Source organism: Acidobacteriota bacterium (assembly GCA_016703965.1).
In the GTDB taxonomy this organism is placed as follows: Bacteria; Acidobacteriota; Blastocatellia; order Pyrinomonadales; family Pyrinomonadaceae; genus OLB17.
In genome coordinates this window covers 382027-396214 of sequence record JADJBB010000025.1, presented here as the reverse complement: position 1 = coordinate 396214, position 14188 = coordinate 382027, and the positions used below count along the sequence as shown (strand labels likewise).

Sequence of the window (14188 nt, the reverse complement as noted above, 5' to 3'; positions counted from 1 at the left end):
GCCAACAGTATGAAAATCGCAACGCTCCTTCTATTTCTACTCCTGATCTCTCAAAACACATTTGCGCAGACCGCGACTGACGAGATCGCTCTCAGGGCATTTGAGCTGATGAGGGAGAACAAGCTCGGCGAGGCGATCGCGGAGATCGGAAAAGAAATTGCTATCGAGCCCAAAAATCCGAGTCGTTATATTGCTCGAGCAAACATTTACCGGATGGCGAAAGATCAGGCGAATGCCAGGAAAGACGCAGAATTTGCTATCCAGCTCGACCCGGGTAGTGAAAAAACGCTTCTCTTGGCAGTGCGTGTGCTGCAGACAGGATCGCGCGAAGATTGTGAGCGAAATCTAGGGTTCATCGACGCATTTCTTGCGACTTCCTCAGGCAGTGCTTCAGTTTATGGGAGCCGGGGAATGGCGAGATCATGCCTCGGGGATACACTCGGAGCCTTTGCCGACATGTCTCGAGCGGCAGAACTCGATCCAACCGAAACTTCTTACCAAAACAATCGAGCCAACATGATCTCAAGGTTAGGAGATGACAAAAAGGCTCTAGAACTGTATCAGGTCATCATCGATGAACTTAAACCTAAGATCATCAAGGAGAAAGGCACTGGTATGGAAGGCCATTCGATGCTGGATCTCCGAGGTATCTACCGCTCCCGAGCTGCGGCTCACGAGCGAATGGGAAACATGGATCTAGCGATCGAGGATCTGACGAAGGGCGTTGAACTTTACGAAGACGAGAATTCTCTTAAGCCACGCTACGATGCCTATCGAAAAACCGGACGTCTTGCGGAAGCGATCGCCGATCTTTCGAAAATGATTGTATTTTCGAAAAAACCATTCCTTCCAGAAACAACTCCTCCTGTAGCTCCATTCGCTGTCGAAGGTATGAAGCGTCGCATCGCCGCACAATTATTCGAACGATCAACTCTCTTTACAACCCTCGGCAAATATCAGGAAGCCTTAGCCGATCTCAAGGAATGTCTTGAATACGACCCGTCGGTAAAGGATCGAATCGAAAAACGAATAGCCGAAGTCAAAAGCAAACAAGCCAACGCATTCGCCAAACCTAAATAAACATTTACCGTTCGCTGATCTCCGCGCTGATTCGGTCGGAAGTGAATTTCCAACGCTGTACTCCGGATCGTCAATCGACTATCTTCTTATTTGCGTCTTGACTTAATTAAGTCATATCTTTAATATAAAAAACATGGACACATTCACCGCACTTGCCGAACCAACGAGGCGAATCATCCTTGAGAGGCTTGTCGCGAATGGGAACATGTCGGCGACGGATATTTATCGCGGGTTTGCGGCGAGTCCGCCGGCGATTTCGCAGCATTTGAAGGTGCTGCGGGAGGCTAAGCTGGTGCGGGTCGAGAAGCGGGCACAGCAGCGGATCTATTACATAAACCCGGAACCGATGAAAAAGCTTGAAAAATGGATCAAACAATTCTCGGCGGCTAAAGAGCAGGAGTTTCAGCGTCTCGACAAATTGCTGGAAACCTTGAAAAAGAACAAGCGGCTGCTGCTCCAATGCTGCCGTTTACTGAGGAATAGACTAAGCCCGCATCAAGTACGGCGAGGTATCGACAATAATTTAAGTTCGGGATGAATTGCCTCCAGCTTAAGCTGGAGGATAACTGGCAGAAGGGCTATAGCTTTAGCCAAATGTTTCGCTAAAGCCAAGACACAATTTGAATTCCACCTCCACCTAAAGGTGGAGGCAATTGATCGAAACCGGAGATCATGTCAAAGAATGATCTCTAGTTTGAAGCAATATCTTTAGGAGAACACACGCAATGCCAAACAAAACCACAGTCACAGCCGAGCCTGGCAGGCAGGAACTATTTATCACCCGCGAATTTGACGCTCCGCGAGAGCTTGTTTTCAAAGCACACACTGATCCGGAATTGTACGTTCAATGGGTCGGGCCGCACGGGATGACGATGACGATCGAGCATTGGGATTGCCGCGAGGGTGGTACGTACAAGTACACGCATGAACGTGATGAGCATAAATACGCATTTTTCGGGTGCTATCACGAGGTCGCCGCTCCGGAGCGATTCATTGGGACTTTCGAATTTGACGGGCTGCCGGAACGCGGACACGTGATCTTGGGCAAAACAACCTTCGAAGAGCTACCGAACGGCCGCAGCCGCGTGGTGCACCAATCGGTCTTTTTCTCGGTTGCCGATCGCGACGGAATGGTCCAATCCGGCATGGAACGCGGCGTCAGTGACGGCTACGATAAGCTCGATGCTATCCTTGGAGATCTATCCGCGGCGACCGCAAATGGATCTGCGGCAGCATGACGATCATCTCGTCAATTGTCACGGGCCGGTTTCCATTTTCGTCTTGCTTTTGCGTACTTCGCGTCTTTTGCGTTAAAAAGCTATTTCAACGCAAAAGACGCAAAGAAGGCTAACGAAATCGCAAAAACTGGGAGAAGACACGGGCAATAGAACCGTCTCCAAGCTGGAGATCATATGCAGAAAGCCGCTGAAAACGTAGACAAATATATCGAGCAGTTCGAGCCCGAGATCCGCGAGCTGCTGGGACAGATGCGAAAAACGATCTGTGCAGCCGCTCCGAATGCCGAGGAGACGATCAGCTACGCGATACCGTCATATAAGCTGGACGGAATGCTCGTCCATTTCGCGGCGTTCACGAAACACATCGGCTTCTATCCCGGAGCCGGCGGCATCGCGGCGTTTGCGGACGAGCTTGCCGGATACAAAACTTCAAAAGGAACGGTCCAATTCCCTTTCGGCGAGCCTTTGCCGCTCGAGTTAGTAACGCGGATCGTGAAGTTTCGCGTTGAACAAAATTTGGAGAAGAAAAAGAAATGAGCCAAAAGATAACCACATTCCTGATGTTCAACGATCAGGCTGAGGAAGCGATGAATCTCTACACCTCGGTTTTCCCAAACAGCCGCATTATTTCGACGATGCCGACGCCTGATGGCAAGGTCGCGGGCGGCTCGTTCGAGATCAGTGGCCAGCGATACAATTGCTACAACGCCGGCCCGCATCCGAATTTCGTGTTCTCGCAGGGCATCTCACTGATGATCGCCGCAGACACGCAGGACGAGGTCGACCACTATTACGACAAACTTAGCGAAGGCGGCGAAGAGCAGGCGTGCGGCTGGTTAAAGGACAAGTTTGGAGTTTCATGGCAGGTCACCCCAACGATGCTGATGCAGAACCTGAATGACCCCGACCGTGCCAAAGCCGGCCGTGTGATGGAAGCGATGTTCAAAATGAAGAAGATAATCATCGCCGATCTCGAAACCGCCGCTACTGGATAACCGTTGCAAAAGCCCGCGCGTGAGCAAGGGCGTCTCACTCAAGATGGATATTTTTACGTCTCTGCACGTGAGTATTTTTGAAGCTCGAGTTGTATGAATCGCCCTTGCTCACGCGCGAGCTTGTGCCGCGGAGCGAGCATTCGCCGATAGAGATAAATTATGCCGCCAAAACGTTCCGGCCCTGAGCAGGTCGCTGATTTTTTCACTAGTCTCGATCATCCGCTAAAAAGCGCGATGGCCAAGATACGCGAGATCATTCTCAGCTCCGACGACACCATAACGGAACAGATCAAATGGAAAGGTCCGAGTTTCGTCCACGGCGGAGACGACCGCGTCACCTTCAACGTGCGTGACAGCCACGTCTTGCTGATCTTCCACCGCGGAGCCAAGGTCAAGGACAGCAGCGGCCGCGGCCGCCTCATCGACGACCCGACCGACCTGCTAAAATGGATCACTGATGACCGTGCAACGATGCAATTTGCGAGTTTGGCAGAAGTTCTGGAGAATGAGACAAAGTTGCGTGACGTTGTGAGGCTATGGATCGCCGCTGCTTGAAATATGGAACCAAAAATAGTTGAGATCAATGAACTGTGCTTGGTGGGGATGAACATTCGCACCTCGCACGCCGAGAACAGAACTTTCGAACTGTGGAGTGCCTTTAAACCTCGGGTAAAGGAGATCGCGAATCGCGTCTCGCAGGATTTTTACTCCGTGCAGATCTTTGACAAAGGCAGCAATTTTGAGAACTTCACCCCAATGACGAAATTCGAAAAATGGGCGGCGGTCGAAGTTTCAGATCAGGAAAAACCCCCGGATCAGATGTCCATTTTGATCGTTCCGGCGGGTTTGTACGCAGTTTTTATTCACCACGGACTGCCGAGCCAGTTTGCGGCAACAGCAGCTTTCATTCATGGCAAATGGATACCGGAATCTGAATTTGAGGTCGGCCAACGACCGCATTTCGATCTAATGGGGCCAGATTATCGCCACGATGATCCAAATGCTCAAGAAGAGATCTGGGTTCCCATCGAGCGGAAAAAATAGATCCTATTCATGGCAACAAAACTTACCGCTCGAGCTTTCTCAGAGAAACTTCTTGCTCTCCGCTCCGACGAAGAGCTGAAAAAGCACGAGCGCTATTTCAAATTCGTTAGCAGCGATCAAACCTCGGACGACTATTTTATCGGCGTCCGAATGGGCAGTATCTTCGAGCTGGGGAAAGAGTTCAGTGAAATGCCGGTTGGCGAGATCGAAAAGCTGCTTGAGAGCCCGATACATGAGATGCGCGTCGGAGCTATGAGCATCATGGGCCAGTCGGCGAAGGGCAAAAAATGCACTGAGGATCGGCTCAAGGAACTCTACGAACTCTATCTCCGCCGCCACGACCGCATCAATAATTGGGATCTCGTCGATCTCGCCGCCTACTACGTCGTCGGCAATTACTTAGCCGACAAACCGCGGGATATTCTCTACGACCTCGCCGGCTCAGCAAACCTCTGGGAACGCCGAACAGCAATTGTCGCGACAGCCCATTTCATCTTGAAGCTCAAGCAGACCGAAGACACTTTCGCGATCGCGGAAATACTGGTAAATGACCCGGAAGATCTTGTCCACAAAGGCACCGGCTGGATGCTCCGGGCGGCGGGCGAAGTTAACCGGTCAGGTTTACTCGCATTTTTAGACAAGTTTGCGGCAACTATGCCGAGGGTATTGCTGCGGTATTCGATCGAGAAGCTGGACCAAGATCGCCGTAACCACTATCTGAAACGGGCATTATCGTGAGCCTTCGTTTACATTCGTGTAACACTTGACTGCTAACTGGTTGTGTGTAAAATAAGGCAATCGCCTTTCAGATTAGATTCCCATGAACACTCGCGTAAATGCCTTATTATCGGTCGTCATCATAGTTACTTGTTCTCTCGCCGCTAGTGCTCAGAAAGCTACCGTAACGTTGGACAGTTACTTGTCTTGGACTGCTTCTCAAGCCGAAGACATCGGAAAAAGCACCAGAGAAAATGGTCGTGCCGGTGGCTTGTTCGATACACGAATAATAAGCACGAACAAAGCAATTAACTACCGCATGCGCGCGACCTTGATGACGCCTGAAGTGATTCGAGCTGCTGCAAGGGTCAGACAGCTCAAAGAGCGGTTGAGTGATGATCAGACCCGTCGTCTCGTAGAAGACGCGGAAAACGCGGGCGATTTGGTGATAATGATCGAAATTGACCCAACCGAGGGCTCGGGCGTAGTTCCCTTAGATTGGAGAGCGTACCTACAACCAAAAGGCCTGGCACCGGGACGGCCAGGGGCGATTCCGGGTGTGAAGGCTCCGCACTTGCGAAAAACACCTGCATTGGCCGGATTGTTCGGAAGGAACTATGAGTACGATGTATTTTGGGTTGTATTCCCATTAGTTGATGAGAAGAAAATACCGTTACTGCCATCCGACGTAGCCGAGATTCAGCTCATCGTCGGCGTATATGACAGCGAGGCTCGTATTTCTTGGAAGATGAGTGACATTTTGAGATCAAAGATCAAGGAATTGATGGGGAAACAAACGGAGATGAAATAGTATGAGATTTTTTATAACGCTAGGAATTTTTGTTTTTATAACAGTTACCGGTTTTGGTCAGGACAAGAAGTCCGATAGCGAGAATTTGCAATATAAGCTTCTCGCCACGACTCGAACCTCCACAATGCAGAAAGAAATCAGTGAGACGGCTGCACAAGGCTATAGGATAGTTGTCGGTGCGCCGACCAGTGGTTCCGAAATGGCTCTATTTTTATCACGAGACGGCACCGTTGACGAGCCATATGCATACAAGTTACTGGCGACGACTCGAACTGGTACCATGCAAAAAGAAATGAACGAACTTGCCGATGCAGGGTATCGGTTGATTCCGAGCACTATGATTGCGAAAAAACAGTTCATTGGGGGCATTGAAATAGTGATGATTTTAGAGAAGCCGCCTAAAGTCAAAAAAGCGTATGAATATAAACTGCTCGCAACAACTAGAACGTCAACTCTTCAAAAAGAGGTAAGTGAAGCAAAAGAAGCCGGGTATGTCGTAGTTGGAATGGTTAGCCGCGACGAGCATATGGTGGTCATGGAAAGAGAGCGCTCAGTTGCTCCGTAGCCAACCGCTAAGCCAATGTGACAACTTCCTTATATTCAAACCAGCACCGCGTGCAGAAGCGGTGCTTTTTTCTTTCGGCAAGAGGAAGTTTGGTCGTTAGGCGTTCAAACATGTCTTTTTCATCGTCAGTCATTTCCGGCCAACTCTTCATTGTTAGAGCGTCACACCGTGGGCAGATTTTTTCGTTTCGGTGAATCATTTGTTACAATCCCTCCGTACCTATACAAGTCCAGATTTTAACAGATTCCTTCTCATTGACGATGAAAACAAGAACATTGCTCGTTGCGGCCTTTTCGCTGTTGCTGACAGTTTTTTGTCAGTTGGTCCCTGCTCAGACCGAAGAGAAATTCGATTTCTACAAACGTGGGCCATACCGCGAGAATGTGCCTAAACCGCAGAGCCTTTTGCGTTTTGACGTTGGCGATCACCACACGACCTACGCCCAGATGGAGCAGGTGATCACGGCGATCGCCGCGGCAGCACCGGACCGCGTCAAGATCTACGACATCGGCACGACCAACGAGCACCGCATGCAGCACGTCGTCGCGATTTCCGCACCAGAAAACATGGCCCGTCTCGACGAGATCAAGGCCGCGAACGCCAAACTCGTCGATCCCCGCAAAACCTCAGCCTCAGAAGCCGACCGCATCGCTCAGAGCAATCCGTCGATCGCCTGGATGGCGTACACGATCCATGGGAACGAATCGTCTTCGTTCGAGGCGTTCATGCAGGTCATTTATCAGCTTGCGGCTTCAAATGAACCTGCGACGCTCGATATTCTCAAGAACATGGTCGTCCTCATAGTCACCGGTGAAAACCCCGACGGCCACGAGCGTTTCGTCACCTGGTATAACTCAGTCGCGATCGGCAGCCCCGATCGAAATGCTATCGAGCATCGCGAACCTTGGGCTATCTGGGGCCGCGTCAGCCATTATCGTTTTAACCTCAATCGCGACACGCTCACCTTCTCGCAAAAAGAATCCCGCAATATGCAGAAGGCGTTCGTCGAATGGAATCCGCAGCTCGCCGTCGATCATCACGGCCAGCCGTCACAGTATTTCTTCCCACCGACGAGCCTGCCGACCAATCCAAACCTTCCTCAGCCCGTGACCTCAAAATGGGAAGAGCGATATGGCCGTGCTAATGCTAAAGCTTTTGATAGCAATAATTGGGATTACTATGTACGAGATGTATATGATGCATTCTATCCCGGATACTGGGATATGTACCCGTCGCTGAATGGTGCAACGGGAATGACCTTTGAGACTGATGGCGGCGGGCCTAAAGGGCTGAACTGGACCCGTGATGATGGCACCATTGTTACTTTCAGATCATCCATCGCAAAGCACTACGTCGCGTCGCTCACCACGCTCGAAACTACGGCTAAGAACAAGGTCGAGCGGATCAAGGATTTTTACAATTTCCGTGCGAAAGGCATGGCCGACAGCGGTGCTGGCAAGCTCAAACGCGTCGTTATCGACCCGACCAGCGATCGCGTGAAGGCTGCTGAACTCGTCGATATCCTTAGACTTTCGAACATCGAGGTCAAGGTCGCGGCGAATTCGTTCACGTCGCCGACCGCCCACACCTACATGGAAAAGAACGCTCCGGCCGCTTCAAAGACGTTCCCTGCCGGTTCGTACATAGTCGACCTGGACCAGCCGCAGCGGATCTTTATCAAGTCGATCCTTGAACAGGACACGCCGCAAACTAAGGCGTTCATCGACGATAATATGGCTCGTTTCCGCCGCAATCAAATGCGCGGCAAGGGCCAGCCAAAGGAAGATTACGGATTTTACGACATCACCGCCTGGTCGCTGCCGCTCGCTTTTGGGGTTGATGCGTGGTGGACCGAGGAATCGCCGAACGTCCAGGGTGCGATGGTCGCTGCGGAAACGCTCGCAGCTGCCAAACGCGGCAGTGTGACCGGCCGCGCGGCGATCTCGTACGTCATTCCATACGAAACCGATTCGACCGCCGCGATGGTCATGCGTTTGCAGCAGAACGGTTACAAAGTCGCCGTTGCGACGCGGCAGCTTAACGCCGGCGGGCGAAATTGGCCGGCCGGGACGTTCGTGGTGCGTGTTTCGCGAAATCCTGATTCTATCCACGAAAAGATAGCTCAGTTCTCCCGAGAAATGGGCGTGAATGTGACGGCGATCAACTCCGGATTCTCTGACGAAGGCGACACTGCGGTAGGCGGCGAAGCGGTCATTTCCCTTCGCGAGCCAAAGATCACCATCGCGGCTGACGAAGGCGTCACGCAGGAATCTTATGGATCTATCTGGTGGACGTTCGATAAGTACGGAATCAAATTCACCCCAATGACGATCGGCAACATCAAAGGCGGCGGGCTCAAAGGCTATAACGTCCTCATCCTGCCCGAAGGTTCGGCGGGGCGCTATATGAGCTCGTTCGGAGCAGGCGGCGTGTCGGCTCTGAAGGAATTCGCCGGTGACGGCGGGACGATCGTGACAATCAGCGGAGCCTCCGTTTTTGCAACTCTTAAAGACGTCGGCCTGTCATCGTCGAAAATGGTCGGAAGCGAAGATGATGAGCAGAAAGGCAAGGTTCCTGACGACGCCAAACCAACCCCATCGCCGATGCCCGAATCTACTCCGACCGCTGAACTGAAGAGCGACAAAAACGATGGATTCCCAAGTTTGCCGGCCATCGTTTCCCCTTCGGCTAACATGAACAGAGTTCCCGAGGCCCTGCCGGGTGCGATCTTCCGGGCGACGGTCGACCGCACGACGTACATCAATTACGGCGTCAACAAAGACGAAATTCCCGTCCTGATCGCGAGTGCGTACTTCTTCCGCTACTCGAAAGAAGGCACCAACGCTCTCGTCTTCGACGCCGCGCCGAAAAAACCGCTCACCGTCTCCGGCTTCGTTTGGGAAGGCAACACTGAGCGGCTGTTAAAATGGTCGTCTTATGTGATCGACGAATCAGTGGGCGGCGGGCATGTCGTGATGTTTGCGGAAGATCCGTTTTTCCGGGGAATGACGAGATCGACGACGCGTCAATTCTTTAATGCGATAACGTTCAACGGTGTTTTTTAGGAGGGATTTAACGCAAGGGAGCAAAGACGAAAAATATTTTGACTAATCAGTCTTTGCGACTTTCCTCTTTAGCGTCTTTGCGTTAAGAAACTCCATCTGTTTCTTTGCGTCATAAATTATGTTTACGATCAAAGCATCTATAAACGAAAACTTCGAATTCGCGGCCAACCTCTCGGCGGTTAAGGAATTCTTCGACGATATAACGAATTTCGCTGACCTGATGCCAGGTGTTCAACAGATACATGTTGATGGTAAGGGCGTTGCTCATTTAAAGATACAGGCAGAAATTCCCGTCGTTGGAGGGATGGTCCAGAAATTTGCGGTTGAGCGTGTCGCAGACGAAGAAGACCGTATCGAATGGTCGCCGATCGCTGCCGAGGCTCAGAATTTCCTGCGTTATAGTGCCGATTTTCTCGAAAAAGCCAAAGACGTTACGCTCGTCCACTTTTCCCAAGCCGTCGAGCTCCGCCGCGAAAAAGCCCGCGACCTACACTTTCTCGCCGGCATGGCGGGCGAGGCGATCATCAGCTCCGAAATGACCAAACGCTTCGCCGAGATGGTCAAGATTTTCATTGAAAAGGCAAAACAGCGGCTCGAAGGTAAAGATAACTCGGTATAGTAATCGTTAAAGTGGAAATCGAACGAGAAATAATCGCCGAACGAACCATCTACGCGACTTTCGAAGGCAATGGGTTTGAGGTTCATTTGATCCTTGGAAAGCCATTTCCGTCGGGACAGGATTGGAAATGCCCGGTCGCAGCAATAGGGTTAAAGTATGGGGGATTAGTTGATATTGCAGGCTTCGATTCATGGCAGGCCTTAATGCTGGCTCAAGGACTGCTTAATTTTCACCTCACAAATTTCCTGGAAAACGGAGGAAAGCTCTACTGGGAAAAAGACGGAGCCGAACTTGACGTCGAGAATCTGTTTAACCACCCAAGGAGAAACCCAAAATTCGATCCTCCAGTCCTTACGGATGAAGAATACCAAGCCAACATCGATTCCCTAACCGACGAAGAACTGCAAAAAATAGACGAGGCATTGCTTGCCCAGGCCTCGCATCTACCTCGCAAAGTCGCACGCGTCGTAGGCTCCGCAATGCCTGCCGTAGATAAGCGAATTCCTGACACGTTCTACGCCGAACGCGTCAAAAAACTCGTGAGCGAAGGCCGCTTGATAGCGGAAGGGGATATGGACAACATGCGACGAAGTGAAGTCCGGCTGCCAGGCGAGAGAAATGGTACCTGAAGCGGTCTTTCATCGCGTAGGCATGCCGTGATTGTAGCCGTGAGGCGCAGGATGGATGCTCAGCTTATTTGGTTACGTGATCGCTCCGCCGTCGACGATGACGACCTCGCCGCTCATGAAGCTGTTGCGGTCTGAGGTCATGAAGGCGGCGAATTCGGCTAGTTCGGCAGGTTGGCCCTGCCGGCCTTTGGCGACCCAAAAATCATGCATCTGAAGCAGGCGTTCGGGGAGCGTTTGTCCAAGGTCCGTGTCGAAGATGCCGGCGGCGATCGCGTTGACCGAGATACCGAAATTAGCTGCTTCGCGTGACAGGCATTTGGTAAAACCGATCATCGCTGCCTTCGACGTCGCGTAGTGTACTGAGGTTGGAAGGCTGCGGATAGCACCGACCGAAGTGATATTGAGGATCGAACCGGCACGTTCGCGGATCATCTGCTTGTAGAATGGTTTGGTTACTGCGAAAAGGCTGCCGACGTTGGTATCGACGACCCAATCCCAGCTTTTATCCGTCGTCGTTGCAAAATTGTCGCCCTTATTAACCGCGGCATTATTGACCAGAATATTTATCGGGCCCCAGGCATCTTTGATCTCGCGGGCGATGTGCTTCATGCCGTAACGGTCGGTGACCGAGACCTTGTAGCTGAGAGCACGGCGGCCGTGGGCCTCGATCTTCGCCCTCACCTCGTCGGCCAGATTGTCACTGGAATGATAATTAAACGCCACGTCAGCGCCTTCGCGGGCGAAAACTTCGCAAATAGCAGCTCCGATCCCGCGTGTCCCACCGGATACAAACGCACGCTTTCCTTCAAGTAAGAGGCTCAATTAGTGTTTCTCCGTGATCGCAAAAAGTCGAAATGCAATAGAAAAGGTTAAGAAAAAACTGGAAGACTGACAAGCGCCAAAGTTAAAAAGGGGTCAGGCCGACGCTTTTGCATTGGTAAAGGGATGGGGCAGAATGGCGTTGATCTCTCTTATTATCTGGTCGGTCGAATTCGGCATCGTCATACCGACTGTCGCCGCCTTCATCCTTGCGTAGGCACCATTGTCGAGTAAAAGATTCTGTATTGTCGGCACAATATCGGCAGAGCGACGAAGCAGAATTCCGGCTCCTTGCCTTTCTAAAAGATTCGAAGTCCCTGCCTCCTGCGGCATTGGCGGGGTCGTCGCATCGGCGATGATCGGCAAACGGCACGCAAGCGCCTCGAACGTTGTCAGGCCGCCAAGCTTTGAGACCATGACATTTGCCGACTGCATGAGCTTTTCGATCTCATCTGAATAGCCGATGACCTTGACCGGAAACTTCGCTTGTTTTGCTATCTCCTCCGCCTCGAGTCGAAGCTCCTCATTTTTGCCCGCCAGGAAGATCGCCTGGACGTCGAGTTCGCCGCGGACCAGTTCCCTGAATATCTGCGGGATGTTACCGCCGCCAACCCACCCTGCATTTACAAATACAGTGAACTTGTCCGGATCCAACCCATAGAACCGCCGGGCTTCCTGCGCGTCCTTTTCGTCAGCCTCGTGGAATTTCGGATTGACCGGCATTCCTGATATCTTGATCTTTTCAGGCGAAACGCCGTAGTCAAGAAGTTGGTTTCTTGCATCTTCATTCGCCACCAAATAGAGTGAAACGTCATCGCAGGCCCAGCCTTTCCAAAACCCGTAACATGGATCTGTAACAACAGTAACAAGCGGAACCTGATCCGTTAGATTAAGTTCTCGCAGAATCCGTCCAAAGATATGCTGTGTTAGCGGGTGGACACTTACGACGACGTGCGGACACCACTTTTCAAATTGGTCCCGCACATATCCGATGCAGCGCTTATGAAAAAACTCGCGCGTCTCAGGACGTATCTTATTGACAACCCAATAGAGATACTTCATCCAATGCTGCTTGTTTCTCAGGATCCAATTGTAAACGCCGACAAGTTTATCAGTGACGTGGTGCGATTCCTCGACGCCCTTAATGATCTTCACCACGGACGAATCGCCCTTCCAGAACTTGTCAAAACCATCCGATATGGCCTGCGCAGCCGAACGATGCCCGCCGCCGGTATCGGATGAGATGATCAGGATCTTTGGAGTGGTTCGCGACATTTACGGGAGCACAAATACTAAGCCTTCAGAGCAACTTCCCTCGCCGCCATAAACTCGGCATTCTTCGCCGCCTTCTTCATCTCACCTTCCAGCTTCTTGATCTTGATCAGATGACCTGGGTTGAGCGGCAGCGATGGATAGAAGCAATTCGACTCGTGCGTGCAGTGGCAGCCGTCGGCGACTTCCTTGCGGCGTTCTTTCATGAGGTCGGTCTTCCAGGCAGCCTGAAAATCCCAGTCATAATCACGCAAATTCAGCACGTCAGCTTTGTTCTCACACGACGAAAGCACACCGTTGTCATAGATCACCGCTCCCGCGCTACCGGCGTAGCATTTGAGCTGGGCTTTGTTCTCTTCCTTGGTCTTGGCGATGATATCGTGCATATAGATATCGACCGCGGCCTTGAAAATACCCGATTTGCCGCCGTAATTGTTCTTCAGGGCCGCACTCTTCGTATCCTCGAGGATCATCTGCGAAAGCTGCTGGTACCGCTTGTGGTCAAACTCCAACTCGATCGGATCGGCCGATGGCGGGCGGATGTAATTGATGTTCACCTTGTCCGGCTTCAGATCGTGCTTCAGGAAATCGTACCAATCGAAGATCGTGTCCTCGTTCGAATGCATCACACACGTACACGTCTGAATATCGAGCTTCGGATACTGCTCTTTCTTCATCTGCTGCAGCGTTCGGGCCGTATGGATCGCTTTGTCCCAGCTTCCCTCTTTCCTGCGGATCTTTTCGTGAGCGTCCTTCATCCCGTCGATGCCAAGGGCAACACTGACGTTAAGATTAGGACATTCGTCCATGATGCGGGCGACGTCCGGGAAGATACGCGGATGGATCTGGCCGTTCGACATCAGATATACGCTGTCGAGCTTGTTGTTCTCGTAAAAAGCCCGGACGATCTCAGGCAGATCTTTACGCGTGAACGGTTCGCCGCCGGCGAGCACCAAAACACCGAGATTACCGCCTAGCGTTTCCGAGATCTTGGCGATCTCATCGGCCTTCATCTGCAGCTTTTTACGCGGGCGGTCGTCTAGCTCTTCGGTAAAAAAGCAGTGCGTGCATCGCATGTCGCAGACGCTCGTTACCAGAATATTTAAGAATACAGGCGAGATCGGGCGGCCGATCAGTATGCTTGCGTATCGTTTGAAAATCTCTTTTGTAGCAAAATCCATTAAATTATCCTCAAGCCGGCTAGCCGACTGTTTCGTTAGATGCAGCCGCAGAACCCCAAGTTATAATTTACTTTATTTGAACGGATTTGGGAAATTTTCGAGAACCTAGGTACTGGACGGCCGGATCATAATTTCACCGTAATCGGCGGTCAG

At 51.5% G+C, this 14188-nt stretch carries 16 protein-coding genes; 13 read left to right on the top strand and 3 right to left on the bottom strand.

Annotation, left to right across the window (positions count from 1 at the left end):
* Positions 1-9 precede the first annotated feature (9 nt).
* The 13 genes from IPG22_19315 (at position 10) to IPG22_19255 (ending at position 10763) form a co-directional block, all read left to right on the top strand.
* Positions 10-1080, top strand: a complete 1071-nt coding sequence (locus tag IPG22_19315; GenBank protein ID MBK6590437.1) for a hypothetical protein — start codon at positions 10-12, stop codon at positions 1078-1080.
* Positions 1081-1213: 133 nt separating this feature from the next.
* Entirely contained in the window at positions 1214-1618 is a 405-nt protein-coding gene (locus IPG22_19310; GenBank protein MBK6590436.1) for a helix-turn-helix transcriptional regulator, read from the top strand.
* 187 nt (positions 1619-1805) lie between these two features.
* Positions 1806-2318 carry an SRPBCC family protein gene (locus IPG22_19305; protein MBK6590435.1) on the top strand — a complete coding sequence of 171 codons (513 nt, stop codon included), beginning with the start codon at positions 1806-1808 and terminating at the stop codon, positions 2316-2318.
* Positions 2319-2492: 174 nt separating this feature from the next.
* Positions 2493-2855 carry a DUF1801 domain-containing protein gene (locus IPG22_19300; GenBank protein ID MBK6590434.1) on the top strand — a complete coding sequence of 121 codons (363 nt, stop codon included), beginning with the start codon at positions 2493-2495 and terminating at the stop codon, positions 2853-2855.
* A complete protein-coding gene (locus IPG22_19295) occupies positions 2852-3313 on the top strand; it encodes a VOC family protein (protein MBK6590433.1) in 462 nt (153 codons plus the stop codon). The genes IPG22_19300 and IPG22_19295 overlap by 4 nt, the downstream gene beginning before the upstream one ends.
* Positions 3314-3472: 159 nt before the next feature.
* A complete protein-coding gene (locus IPG22_19290; GenBank protein MBK6590432.1) occupies positions 3473-3868 on the top strand; it encodes a DUF1801 domain-containing protein in 396 nt (131 codons plus the stop codon).
* A 3-nt stretch (positions 3869-3871) separates the two neighbouring features.
* Entirely contained in the window at positions 3872-4357 is a 486-nt protein-coding gene (locus IPG22_19285) for a GyrI-like domain-containing protein (GenBank protein ID MBK6590431.1), read from the top strand.
* 9 nt (positions 4358-4366) lie between these two features.
* The gene (locus tag IPG22_19280; GenBank protein MBK6590430.1) at positions 4367-5095 is read left to right on the top strand and encodes a DNA alkylation repair protein; all 729 of its coding nucleotides are present in this window, start codon (positions 4367-4369) and stop codon (positions 5093-5095) included.
* A gap of 82 nt (positions 5096-5177) precedes the next feature.
* Positions 5178-5885: a hypothetical protein gene (locus IPG22_19275; protein MBK6590429.1), complete on the top strand. Its 708-nt coding sequence runs from the start codon at positions 5178-5180 to the stop codon at positions 5883-5885.
* A 1-nt stretch (position 5886) separates the two neighbouring features.
* The gene (locus IPG22_19270; GenBank protein ID MBK6590428.1) at positions 5887-6450 is read left to right on the top strand and encodes a hypothetical protein; all 564 of its coding nucleotides are present in this window, start codon (positions 5887-5889) and stop codon (positions 6448-6450) included.
* Positions 6451-6710: 260 nt separating this feature from the next.
* A complete protein-coding gene (locus IPG22_19265; GenBank protein MBK6590427.1) occupies positions 6711-9515 on the top strand; it encodes a hypothetical protein in 2805 nt (934 codons plus the stop codon).
* A 118-nt stretch (positions 9516-9633) separates the two neighbouring features.
* A complete protein-coding gene (locus tag IPG22_19260) occupies positions 9634-10134 on the top strand; it encodes a hypothetical protein (protein MBK6590426.1) in 501 nt (166 codons plus the stop codon).
* Positions 10135-10145: 11 nt separating this feature from the next.
* Positions 10146-10763, top strand: a complete 618-nt coding sequence (locus IPG22_19255) for a hypothetical protein (GenBank protein ID MBK6590425.1) — start codon at positions 10146-10148, stop codon at positions 10761-10763.
* A 72-nt stretch (positions 10764-10835) separates the two neighbouring features.
* Here IPG22_19255 and IPG22_19250 read toward each other — a convergent pair whose 3' ends face one another.
* The 3 genes from IPG22_19250 to IPG22_19240 all read right to left on the bottom strand — a co-directional run bounded on the left by IPG22_19250 (position 10836) and on the right by IPG22_19240 (position 14035).
* Positions 10836-11585: an SDR family oxidoreductase gene (locus IPG22_19250; GenBank protein MBK6590424.1), complete on the bottom strand. Its 750-nt coding sequence runs from the start codon at positions 11583-11585 to the stop codon at positions 10836-10838.
* A gap of 93 nt (positions 11586-11678) precedes the next feature.
* Positions 11679-12857: a hypothetical protein gene (locus IPG22_19245; protein MBK6590423.1), complete on the bottom strand. Its 1179-nt coding sequence runs from the start codon at positions 12855-12857 to the stop codon at positions 11679-11681.
* Between the two features lie 17 nt (positions 12858-12874).
* Positions 12875-14035, bottom strand: a complete 1161-nt coding sequence (locus IPG22_19240; protein ID MBK6590422.1) for a radical SAM protein — start codon at positions 14033-14035, stop codon at positions 12875-12877.
* Between the last annotated feature and the right edge of the window lie 153 nt (positions 14036-14188).

Coding starts and splice junctions, on each gene's coding strand:
- IPG22_19315 (MBK6590437.1), top strand. CDS start 10: ATGAAAATCGCAACGCTCCTTCTATTTCTACTCCTGATCTCTCAAAAC.
- IPG22_19310 (MBK6590436.1), top strand. CDS start 1,214: ATGGACACATTCACCGCACTTGCCGAACCAACGAGGCGAATCATCCTT.
- IPG22_19305 (MBK6590435.1), top strand. CDS start 1,806: ATGCCAAACAAAACCACAGTCACAGCCGAGCCTGGCAGGCAGGAACTA.
- IPG22_19300 (MBK6590434.1), top strand. CDS start 2,493: ATGCAGAAAGCCGCTGAAAACGTAGACAAATATATCGAGCAGTTCGAG.
- IPG22_19295 (MBK6590433.1), top strand. CDS start 2,852: ATGAGCCAAAAGATAACCACATTCCTGATGTTCAACGATCAGGCTGAG.
- IPG22_19290 (MBK6590432.1), top strand. CDS start 3,473: ATGCCGCCAAAACGTTCCGGCCCTGAGCAGGTCGCTGATTTTTTCACT.
- IPG22_19285 (MBK6590431.1), top strand. CDS start 3,872: ATGGAACCAAAAATAGTTGAGATCAATGAACTGTGCTTGGTGGGGATG.
- IPG22_19280 (MBK6590430.1), top strand. CDS start 4,367: ATGGCAACAAAACTTACCGCTCGAGCTTTCTCAGAGAAACTTCTTGCT.
- IPG22_19275 (MBK6590429.1), top strand. CDS start 5,178: ATGAACACTCGCGTAAATGCCTTATTATCGGTCGTCATCATAGTTACT.
- IPG22_19270 (MBK6590428.1), top strand. CDS start 5,887: ATGAGATTTTTTATAACGCTAGGAATTTTTGTTTTTATAACAGTTACC.
- IPG22_19265 (MBK6590427.1), top strand. CDS start 6,711: ATGAAAACAAGAACATTGCTCGTTGCGGCCTTTTCGCTGTTGCTGACA.
- IPG22_19260 (MBK6590426.1), top strand. CDS start 9,634: ATGTTTACGATCAAAGCATCTATAAACGAAAACTTCGAATTCGCGGCC.
- IPG22_19245 (MBK6590423.1), bottom strand. CDS start 12,857: ATGTCGCGAACCACTCCAAAGATCCTGATCATCTCATCCGATACCGGC.
- IPG22_19240 (MBK6590422.1), bottom strand. CDS start 14,035: ATGGATTTTGCTACAAAAGAGATTTTCAAACGATACGCAAGCATACTG.